Annotated in this window: 19 protein-coding genes; 8 read left to right on the top strand and 11 right to left on the bottom strand. The window is 72.8% G+C overall.

From position 1 onward, the window contains the following. Positions 1–152 precede the first annotated feature (152 nt). Both ACLQ28_RS18875 and ACLQ28_RS18870 read right to left on the bottom strand, forming a co-directional pair. Complete coding sequence (locus ACLQ28_RS18875) at positions 153–983, bottom strand: MBL fold metallo-hydrolase (RefSeq protein WP_425687582.1); 831 nt, start codon at positions 981–983, stop codon at positions 153–155. Beyond that, positions 980–1,384, bottom strand: coding sequence for a thioesterase family protein (locus tag ACLQ28_RS18870; protein WP_425687581.1), 405 nt, complete (start codon positions 1,382–1,384; stop codon positions 980–982). Before ACLQ28_RS18870 ends, ACLQ28_RS18875 begins: the two co-directional genes overlap by 4 nt. Before the next feature lie 138 nt (positions 1,385–1,522). Here ACLQ28_RS18870 and ACLQ28_RS18865 point away from each other — a divergent pair, with 138 nt between their 5' ends. Continuing rightward, positions 1,523–2,602, top strand: coding sequence for a phosphatase PAP2 family protein (locus ACLQ28_RS18865; RefSeq protein WP_425687580.1), 1,080 nt, complete (start codon positions 1,523–1,525; stop codon positions 2,600–2,602). Between the two features lie 40 nt (positions 2,603–2,642). Here the strand turns inward: ACLQ28_RS18865 and ACLQ28_RS18860 are convergent, their stop codons facing one another. From ACLQ28_RS18860 to ACLQ28_RS18850, 3 genes are read right to left on the bottom strand one after another with little or no spacing between them, the layout of a single operon-like run. After that, the gene (locus tag ACLQ28_RS18860; RefSeq protein ID WP_425687579.1) at positions 2,643–4,106 is read right to left on the bottom strand and encodes a PH domain-containing protein; all 1,464 of its coding nucleotides are present in this window, start codon (positions 4,104–4,106) and stop codon (positions 2,643–2,645) included. 43 nt (positions 4,107–4,149) lie between these two features. Beyond that, positions 4,150–4,644, bottom strand: a complete 495-nt coding sequence (locus tag ACLQ28_RS18855; RefSeq protein ID WP_425687608.1) for a PH domain-containing protein — start codon at positions 4,642–4,644, stop codon at positions 4,150–4,152. 53 nt (positions 4,645–4,697) lie between these two features. After that, on the bottom strand, positions 4,698–4,928 hold the full coding sequence (locus ACLQ28_RS18850; RefSeq protein ID WP_425687578.1) for a hypothetical protein: 231 nt from the start codon (positions 4,926–4,928) through the stop codon (positions 4,698–4,700). 241 nt (positions 4,929–5,169) lie between these two features. Here ACLQ28_RS18850 and ACLQ28_RS18845 point away from each other — a divergent pair, with 241 nt between their 5' ends. Genes ACLQ28_RS18845 through ACLQ28_RS18835 form a run of 3 tightly spaced genes read left to right on the top strand, consistent with a single transcriptional unit; the run spans position 5,170 to position 8,200 of the window. Beyond that, positions 5,170–6,276 (top strand): AAA family ATPase, encoded by a 1,107-nt coding sequence (locus ACLQ28_RS18845; RefSeq protein ID WP_425687577.1) that lies wholly within the window; start codon positions 5,170–5,172, stop codon positions 6,274–6,276. Next, positions 6,255–7,253, top strand: a complete 999-nt coding sequence (locus ACLQ28_RS18840; protein WP_425687607.1) for a DUF58 domain-containing protein — start codon at positions 6,255–6,257, stop codon at positions 7,251–7,253. The genes ACLQ28_RS18845 and ACLQ28_RS18840 overlap by 22 nt, the downstream gene beginning before the upstream one ends. Then, positions 7,250–8,200, top strand: a complete 951-nt coding sequence (locus tag ACLQ28_RS18835; RefSeq protein WP_425687576.1) for a VWA domain-containing protein — start codon at positions 7,250–7,252, stop codon at positions 8,198–8,200. The genes ACLQ28_RS18840 and ACLQ28_RS18835 overlap by 4 nt, the downstream gene beginning before the upstream one ends. Before the next feature lie 78 nt (positions 8,201–8,278). On the opposite strand, the gene ACLQ28_RS18830 is transcribed toward ACLQ28_RS18835, so the two are convergent. From ACLQ28_RS18830 to ACLQ28_RS18810, 5 genes are all read right to left on the bottom strand, one after another. After that, entirely contained in the window at positions 8,279–8,488 is a 210-nt protein-coding gene (locus ACLQ28_RS18830; RefSeq protein ID WP_425687575.1) for a hypothetical protein, read from the bottom strand. A gap of 69 nt (positions 8,489–8,557) precedes the next feature. After that, a complete protein-coding gene (locus ACLQ28_RS18825; RefSeq protein WP_425687574.1) occupies positions 8,558–9,802 on the bottom strand; it encodes an acyltransferase family protein in 1,245 nt (414 codons plus the stop codon). Continuing rightward, the gene (locus ACLQ28_RS18820; protein WP_425687573.1) at positions 9,799–10,704 is read right to left on the bottom strand and encodes an alpha/beta hydrolase; all 906 of its coding nucleotides are present in this window, start codon (positions 10,702–10,704) and stop codon (positions 9,799–9,801) included. The genes ACLQ28_RS18825 and ACLQ28_RS18820 overlap by 4 nt, the downstream gene beginning before the upstream one ends. A gap of 99 nt (positions 10,705–10,803) precedes the next feature. After that, positions 10,804–11,466 (bottom strand): response regulator, encoded by a 663-nt coding sequence (locus tag ACLQ28_RS18815; RefSeq protein ID WP_425687572.1) that lies wholly within the window; start codon positions 11,464–11,466, stop codon positions 10,804–10,806. Then, positions 11,463–12,698 carry a sensor histidine kinase gene (locus ACLQ28_RS18810; RefSeq protein ID WP_425687571.1) on the bottom strand — a complete coding sequence of 412 codons (1,236 nt, stop codon included), beginning with the start codon at positions 12,696–12,698 and terminating at the stop codon, positions 11,463–11,465. The genes ACLQ28_RS18815 and ACLQ28_RS18810 overlap by 4 nt, the downstream gene beginning before the upstream one ends. Before the next feature lie 156 nt (positions 12,699–12,854). Here ACLQ28_RS18810 and fabG point away from each other — a divergent pair, with 156 nt between their 5' ends. The 4 genes from fabG to ACLQ28_RS18790 all read left to right on the top strand — a co-directional run bounded on the left by fabG (position 12,855) and on the right by ACLQ28_RS18790 (position 16,279). Then, positions 12,855–13,559 carry a 3-oxoacyl-ACP reductase FabG gene (fabG, locus tag ACLQ28_RS18805; RefSeq protein ID WP_425687570.1) on the top strand — a complete coding sequence of 235 codons (705 nt, stop codon included), beginning with the start codon at positions 12,855–12,857 and terminating at the stop codon, positions 13,557–13,559. Positions 13,560–13,588: 29 nt separating this feature from the next. Beyond that, positions 13,589–14,356: an enoyl-ACP reductase FabI gene (gene fabI / locus ACLQ28_RS18800; protein ID WP_425687569.1), complete on the top strand. Its 768-nt coding sequence runs from the start codon at positions 13,589–13,591 to the stop codon at positions 14,354–14,356. A gap of 99 nt (positions 14,357–14,455) precedes the next feature. Continuing rightward, positions 14,456–15,484, top strand: coding sequence for a ferrochelatase (locus tag ACLQ28_RS18795; RefSeq protein ID WP_425687568.1), 1,029 nt, complete (start codon positions 14,456–14,458; stop codon positions 15,482–15,484). A 15-nt stretch (positions 15,485–15,499) separates the two neighbouring features. Continuing rightward, positions 15,500–16,279: an HAD-IIA family hydrolase gene (locus ACLQ28_RS18790; RefSeq protein WP_425687567.1), complete on the top strand. Its 780-nt coding sequence runs from the start codon at positions 15,500–15,502 to the stop codon at positions 16,277–16,279. 274 nt (positions 16,280–16,553) lie between these two features. On the opposite strand, the gene ACLQ28_RS18785 is transcribed toward ACLQ28_RS18790, so the two are convergent. Beyond that, the gene (locus tag ACLQ28_RS18785; RefSeq protein ID WP_425687566.1) at positions 16,554–17,348 is read right to left on the bottom strand and encodes a hypothetical protein; all 795 of its coding nucleotides are present in this window, start codon (positions 17,346–17,348) and stop codon (positions 16,554–16,556) included. Between the last annotated feature and the right edge of the window lie 69 nt (positions 17,349–17,417).

Here is a 17,417-nt window from a genome sequence, read left to right as displayed (position 1 = left end):
CTCCCCACGCCCCTCCCCGCGCCCCTCCCCGCGCCCCTCCCGCGCCCCACGCCCCTCCCGCGCCGATCTTGCACTTTCGGTCGGCGCTTGGCCCCACTTTGCCGCCTTTGTCGGGGCAGAAAGTGCAAGATCGGCGGGGTGGGGTGCGGGAGCTAGAGCTCGCCGTTCAGCTCGTTGTAGCCGCGGCGGGCGGCGATCAGGGCGGCGCGGGCTCCGAAGGGGGCCTCGGCGGCCACCCTCTCCGGCGGGGCGCTGCCGGTGTGCGCGGCCCGGATCAGCCAGGCCAACCTCACCAGCTCGGCGTGCTGGGCGCGGACGAAGTCGACGTCCACCGGGTCGCCGTGGCCCGGCACCACCACCGTGCGCGCGGTGGTCAGCCGCAGCAGGTCCGCGACCGCGTCCGGCCACTGCAAGGGGTACGAGTCCTCGAAGGCGGGCGGACCGCTCTGCTCCACCAGGTCCCCGGCGACCAGCACGTCCGCGTCCGGCACATGCACCACCAGATCCGCCTCGGTGTGCCCCCGCCCCGGGTGCCGCAGCAGCACCCGCCGCCCACCCAGGTCGAGCGACGTCTCGATGTGCACGGTGTGCGTCGGAGCGAGCAGCGGAGTGTCGGCCAGCTCGGCGGCGAGCGCCGGGTGCTCCGTCCGCAACTCCTCGTACGCCTCCCGGCGCAGCCGCTCCGGCTCCGTCCGCAGAGCCGCGGCGGCCAACTCGTGCGCGTACACCGGGCGGGGCGGGTCGCCGGCCAGAACGGCGTTGCCGAAGCAGTGGTCGTAGTGGTGATGGGTGTTGACAAGCGTCAACGGACGGTCGGTGACCGCCCGGACGGCGGCGGCCAGCTCGGTGGCCTGGGCGGCCGACGAGAGCGTGTCCACCAGTAGCGCTTCGTCATCGCCGACGACAAGTGTGACGTTGACCCGCAGCAGCGGCTCGCGTCGCACATGCACCCGGTCGGCGACCTCGACGAAACCGGCGTTCACGACGCCCGCCCGGCGCGCTCGACGAATCGTTGCCGGTCCACCAGGATCCGGTCCACCCGGCCCCGGGCCACCGTCTGGTCACCATCGCTGACGGTGACCTCGAACGACAGCCGGCGACCGTCGACCGTCGCCAGCAGGGCCTGCGCCCGGACCGTCCGGCCGACGACGGTCGGCGCCAGGTGCTCCAGCTCGACACGCGTCCCCACGGTCGTCGATCCGGGCGGCATCCCGGTCGCCGTGGCCGCGACGGTGGCCGCCTCGGCCAGCGCGAGCGCCCGGGGAGTGCCCAGCACCGGTACGTCCCCCGAACCGACCGCCTGGGCGGTGTCCGCGTCGGTGACAGTCAACTCGACCTGGGCGGTCAGACCCGGCGCGAAGGCCGGCTCGGGCTGCTCCTGCATGCTCGTCAGCCTAGGTGCTCGCCGAGCCCGCCGAGCGCGCGCCCGGCGATCCCGGCACCGACCGCCTCCCACCCGTGCATGGCTTCGCCGGGTGGTCCCCGTCGGTCGATGCCGTCCCCGTCGCTAACCTTGACGACGATGGCCGTCGTGACTGACCCCCAGCCCCCCGCCCGGACCGACCCGCCCGCGTCCGCCGACGGGGGCCGTCGGCGTGTCATCGCCATGAGCGTCTGGGCGGTCGCCTTCCTCGCCGCGTGGCTGGCCATCGGGCTGCCCACCGACCCCACCTACGCCTTCGTCTGGATCTGGGCCGCGACAATCGCCTGGAACAGCGACCGGCCGTGGCGCAGTCACCTGCGCTTCGTTCGGGACTGGGTGCCGGTGGTGCTGCTGTTCGCCCTGTACAACCTCTCGCGCGGGTTCGCCGACAACGGGGCCACTCCGCACGCGATGGAGTTGATCGTCGCCGACCGGTTCATGTTCGGCTGGGCCACCGGCGGCGAGGTGCCCACCATCTGGTTGCAGCAGCACCTCTACCACCCGCAGGTGCACTGGTGGGACATCGCGGCGAGCTGGGTGTACTTCTCGCACTTCGTGGTGACGCTGACCGCCGCCGCGGTGCTCTGGCTGCGTAACCGGCGCCGCTGGGCGGCGTACATGCGGCGCTGGGGCTTCCTCTGCGCCGCCGGCCTGATCACCTACTTCGTCTACCCGGCCGCCCCGCCCTGGTGGGCAGCGCAGAATGGGCTGCTCACCGAGGTCGCCCGGATCTCCACCCGGGGCTGGAAGGCGTTCGGCATGCACGGCGCCGGCAACGTGCTCAACGCCGGCCAGATGGCCTCCAACCCGGTCGCCGCGATGCCGTCGCTGCACACCGCGTGGGCGTTGTTCGTGGTGCTGTTCTTCCTGACCAGCACCCGCCGCCGCTGGTGGCCGCTGCTGCTCGCGTACCCGCTGGCGATGACCTTCACCCTGGTCTATTCGGGTGAGCACTACGTGCTCGACGTGCTGGTCGGCTGGGCGTACGTGGGGCTGACCTTCCTGGTGGTCGGGCTGGCGGAGCGCGGTTGGGCTGCCTGGCAGGCCCGCCACCCGAGGGCCGGGGTGAAGCCGGCCGCCGGGGCACCACCCGACCCCATCGAACCGTCGGCCGCCAAGCAGCCGGCACCACGCGGGCTGAGCACCACCGACCAACCAGCGGTACCCGCCGACCACTGACAGTGAGGATGTACGAGAGAGTCCTCCCGGTCCCGGTCTGTTAGAGGGGGCGGCGGGCGGCGTGCGCTCGGGCGTTCAGCTCGGCCGCCAACGTCCACGCCTCCGCCAGGTCGCGGTCCTGGGCCGTGGCGCCTGACCCGCCTGCGGTGTCCGCGTGCACGGAGGCCAGACCCAGGCGGCGCTGCAGGGGCCCCTGGACCACCCGCACGCTCTGAATACGGGCGTACGGCACGATCACCAACTGCCGGGTGAGTCGCCCGGACCTGGTGGCGAACACCTGCTCGAACAACCCTGCACCGAACGCGGCACGGCCCAGCGGATGCAGCCAACGGGTCCGGCGCGGCGGCGGGCTCAGCGCGAGTGCGTCGAGGCGTACCCCTGGGAGCACCTCGGCGACGATCATCGTCGCCGTCGGCAGGTCGCCGACCGGTAGCAGCCGATCAGGCCGGTTGCGGTCGTCGGCCTCCGTGACCGAATACCCGGCCACCTCCAGGCGCAGCCGCAGCCAGCCGTTCACCCGCCAGAGCAGAGGCCAGGTGGCTCGCACGGTCTGCACCCGCGCCAGCGGCACGGTCTGCGACCGAGTCTCCAGCAGGCCGTTGTGCACCCGCAGTGTGCCGTCGTCGCGGGCCAGCCGGAAGTTCCAGTCGTCGAGGACCCGGCGCACCGGTTGCAGCAGCACACCGGCCATCGCGGTCAGCGTGCTCGCCACCGCGACGAACGACCACGACCCCGCGGTGAGGAACTGCACCACGACGAAGGCCACACCGAACGGGAGCAGGAACGCCTGCGGGGTGAGTAGTTGGCTGATCAGCAGATTCTGGTTGCGTACCGCGTGCAGTGGCCGGCCCGGCGTGGTCGCCGGTGGGGCCGCCGCCCCCGGGACCACCGCGGGCGCCGCGTGGCCCGGCACGCTCGGCTGCGTCACCCGCCCGGCCAGCGCCAGCAGCCGTTCGCGCAGCCGGGCCGCGTCGGCCACCCCGAGGTACGCCAGTGGCGCCTCGGTCTTGCCCCCGCCAACCACTTCCAGGCGCAACTCGGCCAGGCCGGTGAGCTGGGCGAGCAGTGGCCGGACCACCTCCACGGCCTGCAGTCGTTCCAACGGGATGGCCCGGGTACGCCGCCAGAGCAGCCCCTCGTGCACCCGCAACTCGCGGCCCACCAAGTGGTAGCCGGTGTTGTACCAGCTGATCACCGACAGCACGGTCGCGCCGAGCGCCAGCGCCGCCACCATGGCGGCGAACCAGCCGAAGCCCACCCGGGACAGCGTCGACCAGGACAACCCGGCGATCACCACGAACAGGGACTTGGCACCGTGCAGTAGCGGGCTGAGCGGATGCAGTCGTTGCCGGGGCTCGCCCTCGCCACTGCCCGGGGGTGCCGGCCACGGCGCGGGTGCCCCCGACGGCACCGGCTCGTGGGGCGCGTCCGCGGGTGGTGCAGCCTCGTGGGGCATCCGGCCCGCAGGTGGCACGGTGCTCGGCTCGGCGGGGCAGTCGCTCATCGGGCTGGCCACCGGCACGGTCGGTGGTTGCCCACCCGGGCGCTCACAGCCCCTCCGCCCGGTCCTCGCCGAGCGCGGTGAGCCGGTCGCGTAGCCGGGACGCCTCCGCCGGGCGCAACCCCGGCACTCGGGCGTCGGTCGCCGCTGCGGCGGTGTGCAACTGCACGGTGGCAAGGTCGAACGCGCGCTCCAACGGCCCGGCGCTGACGTCGACGAACTGCATCCGGGAGTACGGCACGATGGAGAGCCGGCGGACCAGCAGCCCATGCCGGACCAGCAGGTCGTTCTCCCTTTCGGCGTACCCCCAGGCCCGGACCGCGCGGACGATCGCGATGGCCCGCCACACGCCGAGCACCAGCACGATGGCGACGGCCAGCCCGAACAGCCAGTGGCCGCTCAACGCCCAGCCGACCGCCGTCCCGGCCAGCCCGATGGCGACCACAACCGCCAGGCGGATCAGCTCCACCCAGATCAGGTCGGTGGAGATCGGCTGCCAGTGGACCGTGTCCGGCCAGGGCTCCAGCGGCCCCCGGGCCATCGGTGCAGCCGTCGAGGCGTCGGGTCCGAAAGGCGGTGGGGCGCCGGGGGTGCTCACGTGTCGAGCGTAGGCGATCCAGGCACTCCAGTGACGGCACGCAGAAAGCCGCGAGCGTCCAGAAAATCACCGAGACTGCCCCGGTGCTCGGCACAGGCCAGCCAGGTCTTGCGCCGAGCGGCGTCGTGCAGGCGGGGATTGTTCCACTCCAGCGCCCAGACAGCGGTGGCCCGGCAGCCACGCGCCGAGCAGACCAGGGCTTCGTCGGCGGGGGAGGGGATGCTCATCCCGGCCAGTCTAGGGCGGCCGGGCGGGAAGCTTGAGCGCCGGGCGACCACGGGGGGAGCCGCCCGGCGACGGGGTGAATCGTACACGCGGTGGCCCGGTCCATGTGCACCCGTGACGCGTGATTCGGCTGCTGAGGGCGGCGCGGCGAAAAACGGCTTCTCCCCACCTCGACACTCAGCAAGGCATGCGAGTCTTGATACCGCATCAGCCGCGACGACCGACCAACGCTGTGGAGGACCGGTGGCCCAGCCGACCATGCCCGACGCCCCGACGCCGAACGGGGCGGCACCGCAGACCCCTGCGGCGGTGACCACGCCAGCGCAGGACGCCACCCTGCTGGAGAAGGCGCTGTTCGAGATCAAACGTGTGATCGTCGGGCAGGACCGGATGGTGGAGCGGATGTTCGTCGCGCTGCTCGCCCGGGGGCACTGCCTGCTCGAAGGGGTGCCCGGGGTCGCCAAGACCCTGGCGGTGGAGACTCTCGCCAAGGTCGTCGGCGGGTCCTTCGCCCGGGTGCAGTTCACCCCGGACCTGGTGCCCGCCGACATCATGGGCACCCGGATCTACCGGCAGTCGAGCGAAAAGTTCGACGTCGAGCTGGGCCCGGTCTTCGTCAACTTCCTGCTCGCCGACGAGATCAACCGGGCCCCGGCCAAGGTGCAGTCCGCACTGCTTGAGGTGATGAGCGAGCGGCAGGTGTCCATCGGCGGTGAGAGCCACCGGGTGCCCGACCCGTTCCTGGTGATGGCCACGCAGAACCCGATCGAGCAGGAAGGCGTCTACCCGCTGCCGGAGGCGCAGCGGGACCGGTTCCTCATGAAGATCGTGGTGGGCTACCCGACCGACGCGGAGGAACGGGAGATCGTCTACCGGATGGGCGTTGCCGCACCCGAGCCGTCCGCGGTCTTCGACACACCCGACTTGATCGCCCTGCAACGCAAGGCGGACCAGGTCTTCGTGCACAACGCCCTGGTCGACTACGCGGTCCGGTTGGTGCTGGCGACCCGCGCCCCCGCCGAGCACGGCATGCCCGACGTCGCGCAACTGATCCAGTACGGGGCCAGCCCGCGCGCCTCGCTGGGTCTGGTCCGGGCGACGCGCGCGCTGGCGCTGCTGCGGGGGCGCGACTACGCCCTGCCGCAGGACGTGCAGGACATCGCACCGGACATCCTGCGGCACCGGTTGGTGCTCAGCTACGACGCGCTCGCCGACGACGTGCCCGCCGATCACATCGTGCACCGGGTGATGTCGACCATCCCCCTCCCGGCGGTCGCGCCCCGGCAGCAGGCCACCCCGTCGACGACCGCGCCGCCGCCGGGCGCCGGCTGGCCCGGGCAGCGGCCGTGACCTCACCCACCCCTCGTCCCGCCTCCGACCGCAGCGAGGCCGTCCTGTCCCGGCTGCAACTGCTCGTCACCCGCAAGCTCGATGGTCTGTTGCAGGGCGACTACGCCGGCCTGCTGCCCGGACCGGGCAGCGAGGCGGGGGAGTCACGGGAATACCGCCCCGGCGACGACGTGCGCCGGATGGACTGGCCGGTCACCGCACGGACCACGACACCACACGTGCGGCGTACGGTCGCGGACCGGGAGTTGGAGACCTGGTTGGCGCTGGATCTCTCCGCCAGCCTGGACTTCGGCACCGGGCAATGGCTCAAACGGGAGGTGGTGGTGGCCGCGGCAGCCGCCATCACCCACCTGACCGTGCGCGGCGGCAACCGGATCGGCGCGGTGATCGGCACCGGCGGCGGCGTGTCCGCGCCGGCGCGGCGCTGGCGGGGCGGAGCACCACCGCCGGCCGGGCCCGGTGTGCTCACTCGGCTGCCGGCCCGCTCCGGCCGCAAGGAGGCGCAGGGCCTGCTGCGTACCGTCGCCGGCACCACCATCCAGCCTGGCCGCGGTGACCTGGGTGCCCTGATCGACATGCTCAACCGTCCGCCTCGCCGGCGCGGGGTGGCCGTGGTGATCTCGGATTTCCTCGCGCCGGCCGAGCAGTGGGCCCGGCCGATGCGCAAGCTGCGGGTCCGCCACGACGTGCTGGCGATCGAGGTGATCGACCCGCGAGAGCTGGAGTTGCCCGACGTGGGCGTGTTGCCGGTGGTCGACCCGGAGAGCGGTGAGCTGCACGAGGTGCAGACCGCCGACCCGCGGCTGCGGCAGCGCTACGCCGATGCCGCGACCGCCCAACGGGCCACGATCGCCGCCGCCCTGCGCGGCGCCGGCGCGGCCCACCTGCGTCTGCGTACCGACCGAGACTGGCTGCTTGACATGGTGCGATTCGTGGCCGCGCAGCGGCACGCGCGTACCCGGGGGACGACACGATGATCCGTTTCATGCAACCGTGGTGGCTGCTGGCTGTGCTGCCGGTGCTCGCACTTGCCGCGTTCTACGTCTGGCGGCAGCTGCACCGCCGGGCGTATGCGATGCGGTTCACAAATGTCGACCTGCTGCGTACGGTGGCACCGAAGGGGCTCGGCTGGCGTCGGCACGTCCCGGCGACCGCGTTCCTGCTCTGCCTGCTGGTGCTGGCCACCGCACTGGCCCGGCCCGCGGTGGACACCAAGGAGCCGTTGGAGCGGGCCACCGTGATGCTCGCCATCGACGTGTCGCTGTCGATGCAGGCCGACGATGTGGCACCAAACCGCCTGGAGGCGGCTCAGGAGGCGGCCAAGCAGTTCGTCAGTGAGCTGCCGGAAAGCTACAACCTGGGCCTCGTGTCGTTCGCGAAGGCGGCCAACGTGTTGGTGCCGCCAAGCAAGGACCGGGACGCGGTGACGAGTGCCATCGACGGGCTGGTGCTGGCCGAGGCGACCGCGACCGGCGAGGCGGTGTTCACCTGTCTGGAGGCGATCCGGTCGGTGCCGGCCGACGGCGCGGCGGGGATCCCGCCGGCGAGGATCGTGCTTCTCTCCGATGGGTTCCGCACCTCCGGGCGGGCGGTGGAGGAGGCTGCGGCGGCCTCGCAGGCGGCCAACGTCCCGGTCTCCACGATCGCGTTCGGCACCGACACCGGCCAGGTCGACATCGGCGGGCAGTTGCAGCGGGTGCCGGTGGACCGGTTGGCCCTGGCCGAGCTTGCCGAGACCACCGAGGGCTACTTCTACGAGGCGGCCTCGGTGAGCGAGCTGAAGCAGGTCTATCAGGACATGGGCAGCTCGATTGGCTTCCGCACCGAGCCGCGTGAGGTGACCCAGTGGTACGCCGGGTTGGCGCTGCTGCTGGCGCTCTGCGCCGGTGCGCTCAGCCTGCTGTGGTCGTCAAGAATGCTCTGAGCGGCAGTTGAGCGGATGCTCTGAGCAGCGGTTGAGCGGATGCTCTGAGCGGCAGTTGAGCGGTGGGCCGGCGGCGGGTCAGTGACCGCCGCCGGCCAGCACGAAGACGATGGCCACCCAGACGGCGGCGAGGGTGAAGCCCAGCGGGGCGACGTAGCGGCTCATGGACGGCTCCGGGTGGCGGCTGGACGGTCCGCGTGCGGGGGCGGACCGCAGGGGTGGGGACGCGCACACGAAGTCGTGACCGGGCAGCTCCCGGCGACCGTCCGGAAACGGACGGCGCGGCACATGCGCTTCGACCGGAGTCGAAGCGGGTGGGGAGCGAAGCGGGGTCAGCTCGCCAGACTGAGTCGTGGCTCAGCGGGGCTGACCATCGGCCCGGCCACGACTGGGAGGATCGCTATCTCGCACAGCGATCACCTCCTGCAAGTCGGGCGGGCCGGAACGTCGATGATCGTACACCTGCGGTGCCGACGAGACGCACTCGGCCGACCGGTCGACGACCCCTCCACCGCCCGGTTGGCGCAGCCCTTTCCGGTGACCCGCAGGCTGACCGACCCGCACGACCGTGACCAGCACCGCGGCGAGCAGTGGCAGCCAGCAGAAGCGCGCCAGCACCCAGCCCAGGTCGTCCGGCACGGTGTGCAACCCCGGCAGGGCCAGCCCGCCGCGGGCGGTGAGCGCCGTCACTGCCACCAGTACCGGCTGGTGGCACAGATAGACCCGGACCGCGTGCCGGTTCACCTCGGTCACCGCCCGGCCCGGCAGCGGCCGGGCGAGCAGCCGTTGCAGCGCCGGCCGAGCGAGCAGCCCCAACCCGACCTGCGTGACCGCCAACGCCACAGCCAGCAGCGACGGCGGGTTCAGGTTGGAGAACCCGGCCCCGGGCACTCCGACCGCGCTCACCGGGTAGCCCACGGCCAGCAGCCCCGCCAGCACGGCGGCCCCGCCGCCCGCGAGGGTGCCCGCCGCCCTCCGGTCGGCCAACAGCCCATCGGCGTGCGCCACGCCCAGCAGGTACGGCACCGACCAGGCCGCCACCACGGTGACCGGTGGCAGGTGGGTGCCGGCCGGCAGCAGACGCAGGATCAGGTCCGCCGCCGCGACCACGGCCACCGCCGGTGCGACGCAACGCACCACCCCCCAACGGCGTACGGCCGAGCGCAGCGGGCCGGTCACCGTGACCAGAAACACCAGCGGCAACAGGAACCACATCGGACTGACGGCGAGCCGTAGCGCGACGGCGAGCGTGTCGTCCGGGGTGCCGACGACGGTGGCGGCGAGCAGCACTGCGGCGCCCACCCCCAGCAGCGCCACCGTCGGCAGCAGCAGCTGGCGCAGCCGACGGGCCAACCAGCCGCCCCCGCCGCCCTGGTGACCGGCCAACGAACGGGTCGAGCCGAACCCGGCGGTGAAGAAGAACAGCCCGAGCGTCTGCAACACCCAGGTCACCGGGGCCAGAGAAGGCAACGCGGTCAGCGGGCTGGCCTGGTGCAGCCCACCGTCGCCGGTCAGCACCAGCCCGGTGACCAGCCAGTGCCCCAACACCACCCCGCCGATGGCGTACGCGCGCAGCGCATCGACGGTACGGTCCCGGTTCACCGGGCGTCTCCGACCCGGTCGGCGTCGACGCTGTCCAGCACGACCTCCGCCAACGCGACGAGTGTGGCGCTGCCCGACGTGAGGTAGCCGTCGTGCCCGGCAACCCCGTCCACCGGCAAGGGGCGGGCGCCGAACGCCGGGTCGCCGGGGCGACGGCCGAAGCCGAGGCCGGGCAGTCGCACCGGCGGCACCCGGCGGATCCAGTCGGTCGGCGCCTCGGCCGCCCAGAACCGTCGCCCGCCGGGCAGATCCTCGGCGCGCTGCACCCCGGCGCCGACGCCGCCGAGGCTGACCACGTCGGTGACCTGGGCCGGGGCGTCCGCCGCCGCCAGGGCCACCACCAGCGCCCCGTAGCTGTGCCCGACAAGCGTGATCGTCGCCCCCGGACGCCGCACGGCCAGTTCCCGCAGCAGCACGGCCAGCCCCGCCGCGCCGCGCCGGGCGCTGACACCGCCAGCGGCCGTCAACGCCCCGTCGGGCGGGTCATAGCCGAGCCAGGCCAGCACCGCGACCCCCGCCGCCGGGTCGGTCGCCCGCAACTTCCGGTAGAGCTGCCCGGCCTGCACAGCAGGAGCGCGGCGGGCCACCCCGCCCAACCCCCTGTCGAAGTCGGCCAAGGTGCTGCCCACCCCCGGCACCAGCACCGCGATCCGGTCCGCGCCGGCCAGGTCGCCGAGCACCTCGACCGCCCGGCCGTCGCCACGCGTGTCGAACATCAAGAACCGACGCCCGTCGGCCGCCCAGTCCGCGTACGGGGGGCCGGCCGCGAGCATTGCCGCCGCGGTGACCGGGTACGCCTCGACGAACCCGGTCGCCGCGACCGGCTCGGTTCGGGTCGGCAGGACCAGGTTCACGCCGAGCAGCGCGGCCAGCGCCACACGGCTGGCACCTCGTCGTCGCATCACGTTCTCCTCCCGGAATGTCGTCCGGAGGGAGCGTGCGCGAGTGGGCGGCGCTCGGTCATCGTTCCGGGGAGCCGTCTGCGGGCTGGCTCCCCGGGGCTACTCGCCGGCGGCCACCAGACCCGTCTCGTACGCCAGCACCACAGCCTGGGCCCGATCGCGCAGCCCCAGCTTGCCCAAGATCCGCCCGATGTGCGTCTTCACGGTCTGCTCGGCCACCACCAGGTCACCCGCGATCTCCGCGTTGTTGCGGCCCCGGGCGATCAACCGCAGCACTTCGGTCTCCCGCGGAGTGAGCTCGGCCAGGTCGGTGGGGCGCGGCCGGCTGCGGTCCGGGCGGGCCGCGAACTCGGCGATCAGCCGGCGGGTGACCGCTGGGGCGAGCAGCGCGTCCCCGGCCGCCACCACCCGCACCGCCTGCACCAGATCAGCCGCCGGGGCGTCCTTGAGCAGGAAGCCGCTGGCCCCGGCGCGCAGCGCCTCGTACACGTAGTCGTCCAGGTCGAAGGTGGTGAGGATGAGCACCCGGGGTCGCTGCGCCGACCGGTCGCCGAGCAGCTTGCGGGTGGCGGCCAACCCGTCCAGCACCGGCATCCGCACGTCCATCAGCACCACGTCCGGGTCGAGCTGACGAGCGGCGGCGACGGCCTGCGCGCCGTCAGCGGCATCACCCACCACCTGCAGGTCCGGTTGGGCGGCGAGCAGCGCGCCAAAGCCCTGCCGGACCATCGCCTGGTCGTCGGCGATCAGCACTCGGATCATCGGTCCCCGCCTTCCGCGTCGTACGGCAGCTCGGCCGCCACCGCGTAACCCCCGTCGGGCAGCGGCCCGGCGGTGAACGTACCGCCCAGCGAGGTGGCCCGCTCCCGCATGCCGGTCAGCCCGTGCCCGCCACCGGTGTCGGTGTCCGGGGCGCGCACGTCGTCGGGGGGTGCGTTCTGCACGCGTACCGTCAGGGTGGACCGGCCGGCGCGGACGGTGACGCGCACCGCGGCTCCGGCCGCGTGCCGGGCCGCGTTGGCCAGGCCCTCCTGCACGATGCGGTACGCGGCCAGCCCGACCGGCGCGGGCACCTGCCCGTCGTCCACCGGCCCGGCGTCCAGGGTCACCGGCAGGCCGGCCCGGCGTGCCGCGTCCACCATCGCGCCCAGGTCGGCCAGGTCAGGCTGCGGGGCGATCTGCGGGCTGGCGGACTCGCTGCGCAGCACCCCCAACAGCCGCCGCATGTCGGTCAGCGCGTCGCGGGCCGAGCCGGCGATGGCGACGAACTCGGCGGCTGCCGGCGCCGACACGTCGGTCAGCCGGTACGGGGCGGTCTCGGCCTGCACGGCGATCAGCGACATGTGGTGCGCCACCACGTCGTGCATCTCACGGGCGATCCGGGTGCGTTCCTCCAGCACCGCGCGGCGCTCCTGCTCCCGCTCGCTCAGCTCGGTCTGCTCGGCCAGCGCGCGCCGGGACAACCGGTTACGTCGGATCAGGTCGCCGACGATCGCCAGCGCGCCGAGCAGCAGCAGGACGGGGACCCGGTTGTCGGGGTGGACCAGGGAAAACACCGGCACCGTGCTGATCGTCACCAGCCAGACCAGCACCGGCCGGTCGACCCGTGCGACGACCACCGCCAGCACCGCGACCGACCCGAGCGCCAGCGGCGGGGTCCACGGCCAGGACCGGTCGTCCGGCGCGTTGAACGTGCAGATCAGCAGGGCCAGCACCGTGAGTCGCCAGGCCAGCAGCGGACGCCGGGGCAGCGCCAACAGCGGCGCCACGGTCAACACCGCGAACAGCACCGCGATCGGCGTGGGCAGGCCCCAGCCGCTCTCCACGCTCAGCGTGATCAGGAAGAGGCCGAGGGCGGCGAGCAGGCCGACCGGGGTGGCGTACGGGGCCAGCCGGGGCCAGCGGGCCAGCAGCGGTCGGCCGGGCGGGGTGTCCCGGCCGAGGAGGGTCTGCCGCAGCGCCCGCAGGGCCGCGGCGATTGGTTGCCGGTTCACCACCGGGAGGGTACGGGCCGACACCCCCACCAGGCGTGCCACCAGGGGTTGACTTCGGTGTCGTACCCCAGTGTGACGCGACTCCCGTTAGCGCTTACCTGTCGGTAGCGCCTAGGCTCCGACGCGTCCGTGCTGAGCATTTCGCAAGGGGGAACAGTGGCCCGTACCGTGCTGGTGACCGGGGGCAACCGGGGAATCGGCCTGGCCATCGCGCAGGCCTTCGCCAAGCAGGGTGACCGGGTCGCGGTCACCCACCGTAGCGGCGAGGCGCCCGATGGGCTGTTCGGCGTTCGCGCCGACGTCACCGATGCCGCCTCGATCGACGCCGCGTTCACCGCCGTCGAGGCCGAGCTGGGGCCGGTCGAGGTCCTGGTCGCGAACGCCGGCATGACCGCCGACACGCTCCTGCTGCGGATGACCGAGGAACAGTTCACCGGCGTGTTGGACACGAACCTCACCGGTGCGTTCCGGGTCGCCAAGCGAGCCTCCGGCAAGATGCTTCGCGCCAAGTGGGGCCGCATGATCTTCATCTCCTCGGTGGTCGGCCTCTCCGGCGGTGCCGGGCAGGTCAACTACGCCGCCAGCAAGGCCGGCCTGGTCGGCGTGGCCCGCTCGATCACCCGGGAGTTGGGCAGCCGCAACATCACCGCGAACGTGGTGGCCCCCGGATTCATCGACACCGACATGACGGCCGGCCTGCCCGAGGACCGCAAGGCGGAGATCCGCAAGTCGATCCCGGCCGGCCGGATGGCCAGCCCGGACGAGGTCGCCGGAGTGGTCACCTGGCTGGCCTCTGACAGCGCCGGGTACGTCTCCGGCGCCGTCATCCCGGTCGACGGCGGCCTCGGCATGGGCCACTAACCCCTTTTTGACTACGGAGGAAATCTGCGATGTCCGGACTGCTCGCCGGTAAGCGGCTGCTCGTCACCGGTGTCATCACCGACGCCTCGATCGCCTTCTCGGTGGCGAAGCTCGCCCAGGAGAACGGTGCGCAGGTCGTGCTCACCGGCTACGGCCGGCTCTCCCTGGTCGAGCGGATCGCCAAGCGGCTGCCCGAGCCGGCCCCCGTCATCGAGGTGGACGTCACCAACACCGAGCACCTGGCCGGCCTCGCCGACCGGGTACGCGAGCACGTCGACGGCCTCGACGGTGTCGTGCACTCGATCGGCTTCGCCCCGCAGAGCTGCCTCGGTGGCGGATTCCTCGACGCCCCCTGGGAGGACGTGGCGACCGCCCTGCACGTCTCCACCTTCTCGTACAAGTCGCTGGCCATGGCGGCGCTGCCGCTGATGTCCCCCGGCGGCGCGGTGGTCGGCCTGACCTTCGACGCGACGAAGGCCTGGCCGGTCTACGACTGGATGGGCGTGGCCAAGGCCGGCCTGGAATCGGCGTCCCGCTACCTGGCGCTGCACCTGGGCAAGCAGGGCATCCGCAGCAACCTCGTCGCCGCCGGGCCGCTGCGCACCATCGCCGCGAAGTCGATCCCCGGCTTCGACCAGTTCGAGAACGCCTGGGCCGAGCGGGCCCCGCTGGGCTGGAGCCTCACCGACCAGGAGCCCGCCGCCCGGGCCTGCCTGGCGCTGCTGTCCGACTGGTTCCCGGCCACCACCGGCGAGATCGTCCACGTCGACGGCGGCTACCACGCCATCGGCTCCTGACGTTCCCCGGCGACGCCCCCGACCGCCGTTCGCGTGACCCACGCATCCGGACCAGGGGGCGTCGCCGGGTGGTCCCGGCCGACCGGCAAGAATGAACCCATGTCGTACGACGCGCTGGTGCTGGTGTCCTTCGGTGGGCCGGAACGGCCCGAGGACGTGATGCCATTCCTGCAGAACGTGACCCGGGGTCGGGGCGTGCCGCCGGAGCGGCTGGCCGAGGTCGCCGAGCACTACCAGCACTTCGGTGGGGTGTCCCCGATCAACCAGCAGAACCGCGAGCTGCTGGCCGCCGTCCGCGCCGACTTCGCCGCGCACGGTCTCGACCTGCCCGTCTACTGGGGCAACCGCAACTGGGACCCGATGCTCGCCGACACCGTGACCCAGATGCGCGACGACGGGGTCACCCGGGCGTTGGCCTTCGTCACCAGCGCGTACGGCGGCTACTCGTCCTGCCGGCAGTATCAGGAGGACATTGCCGCCGCGCGGGCCGCAGTCGGCCCGGACGCCCCGGTGATCGAGAAGCTGCGCCAGTTCTGGGACCACCCCGGCTTCGTCGAGCCGCACATCGACGCCGTCCGGACGGCCCTGAGTCAGCTCGACCCGGCGAAGCGGGACACCACCCGGCTCGTCTTCACCGCCCACTCCATCCCCACCTCCATGGCCGCCAACGCTGGCCCGCACGGCGGCCGGTACGAGGCGCAGCTGCACGAGACCGCCCGGCTCGTGGCCGCGGCCGCAGCCCCCGACCTGGCGTACGACCTGGTCTGGCAGAGCCGCTCCGGCCCGCCGCAGATGCCGTGGCTGGAACCGGACATCAACGACCACCTGGCCAGCCTCGCGCAGGACGGCACCACCGGCGTGGTGGTCAGCCCGATCGGGTTCGTCTCCGACCACCTTGAGGTCGTGTGGGACCTGGACACCGAGGCACTGGAGACGGCCAAGCAGCTCGGCCTGGACTTCGTACGGGCAGCCACCCCGGGCATCGACCCGCGCTTCGTGACCATGGTGCGTGAGCTGGTCACCGAGCGAACCGACCCGGACGGCGCGCAACTGCGCCGCCGCCTGGGTGAGCTGCCCATGTGGGACACCTGCGCGACCGTCTGTTGCGTGCCGACCCGACGCCCCTGACCTTTGAGGATCATCATGCATGACCGCAAGCCCGTGCAGAGTTGGCTGACCGACATGGACGGCGTGCTGGTGCACGAGGGCCAGCCGGTGCCCGGTGCACCCGAGTTCATCAACCGGATGCGTGCCTCCGGCAAGCCGTTCCTGGTGCTGACCAACAACTCGATCTACACCCCGCGTGACCTGACAGCCCGGCTGAGCCGGATGGGGCTGGACGTGCCGGAGGAGTCGATCTGGTCGTCGGCGCTGGCCACCGGGCAGTTCCTCGCCGACCAGCGTCCGGGCGGCACCGCGTACGTCATCGGTGAAGCCGGGTTGACGACGGCGCTGCACGCGGTCGGCTACGTGCTCACCGACTTCGCCCCCGACTACGTGGTGCTCGGCGAGACCCGCACCTACAGCTTCGAGGCGATCACCAAGGCCGTCCGACTGATCAACGACGGAGCACGCTTCATCTGCACCAACCCCGACGTGACCGGCCCGTCCATGGAGGGCGCCCTGCCCGCCGCCGGTTCGGTCGCCGCCATGATCTCCAAGGCGACGGGGGTGGAGCCGTACTTCGTCGGCAAGCCGAACCCGATGATGATGCGCTCGGCGCTCAACACGATCAACGCGCACTCGGAGAGCACCGCGATGATCGGTGACCGGATGGACACCGACATCCTGTGCGGCCTGGAAGCCGGACTGGAGACCATCCTGGTGCTCACCGGGATCAGCAGCCGCACCGAGGCGGAGCGGTACCCGTACCGTCCGTCTCGGATCATCAACTCGGTCGCGGACCTGCTCGACGAGGTCTGACGCCGTCTGCCCGGCCCCGGCCGGTGCTGGTCGTGTCGCGTCGTTGGTCGCGCCGCTGATCACGTTGGTCGTGCCGCGACGTTGGTCGTGCCACAACGTTGGTCGCGCCGCTGATCACGCTGCAACCAGGATGTAGTGGTAACCCCGGACCGGGAGGCCACTACATCCTGGATCGAGCGCGATCATGCCGGGGCAGCCGGCGCTGCCGCGGCACGGTGCGGCAATGCGGCGTGGCGCGGCGTGGCGTTCTGCGGGGTGGCGGGGCGCGGTGTGGTCAGGGGCGCAGGGGGGCGTTGCAGGCGGCCACCAGCGCTTGGCGGCAGGCCGTGGTGAGTGGGCGCAGGGCCGCGTCCCGCTGCTGCGCCTCGTAGTTGTTGATCGCCCCGCCCGGTGCGGCGTGCCCGGCCAGCGCGAGCACCCGGTCGAGCACCGCGGCCCGGGCGAAGAGCCGACGGGCCCGCGGGTCGAAGCCCGGTGGCAGGTCGGTGGCGCCGTCGGGCCGGCGCAGCGCGGCCAGCGCACCGGCAAGCTCGGGCCGCCACTGGGCCACATCGAGGCGGGTCAGCGCGGCGGTCGTCTCGGCCAGAGCAGCGGCCAGCTCGGCCTCCGCCTCGGCGGCGCCGGGCAACGAGAGTGACGCGGCGGGCGCGTTGGCCGGCAGCGGGTACACCCGCCACAGCACCGTCTCGAAGCAGTCCCCGGAGCCGGAAGTGTGCGAGCGGACCTCCGGGATCAACCCGAGCCCGCCGGCCACCACCGCCTCGCCCGTGACCAGCGCCGCGCCGGCGAAGTCACCGGGGCCGGGCAGCCCCCGGGGGTCGCCCGGCGCGGGCAGCACCAGGCGGATCTCGTCCGGGGAGAGCTTGGCCAGAGTGGGCAGCGCGGCGCCTAGCGGGACGTCGGTCCAAGTGCCGGGGGCGTCCGCAACGAGATGTTCCTCGTTACCGGCGATGGCGTCGGCGACCTCGTCGTACGGCACCAAGCCGGCGCGCCACGCGCGCACCCAGGCAACGAACCGGCTCGACCGGCGCGGCGCGAGTGTGGCCGCGCCCGTTGCGGGGGTGGACATGCCGAAAGGGTACGTGGTCACGACCGGCCCTGTCTCGGCTGCCGCTCCGGTCGCCCGGCCTGCCCCGAA

This window comes from Micromonospora sp. DT201 (genome assembly GCF_049841575.1).
GTDB lineage: Bacteria > Actinomycetota > Actinomycetes > Mycobacteriales > Micromonosporaceae > Micromonospora.
Note: the sequence above shows the minus strand (reverse complement) of the source record. Positions and strands in the feature narration are given on the sequence as shown.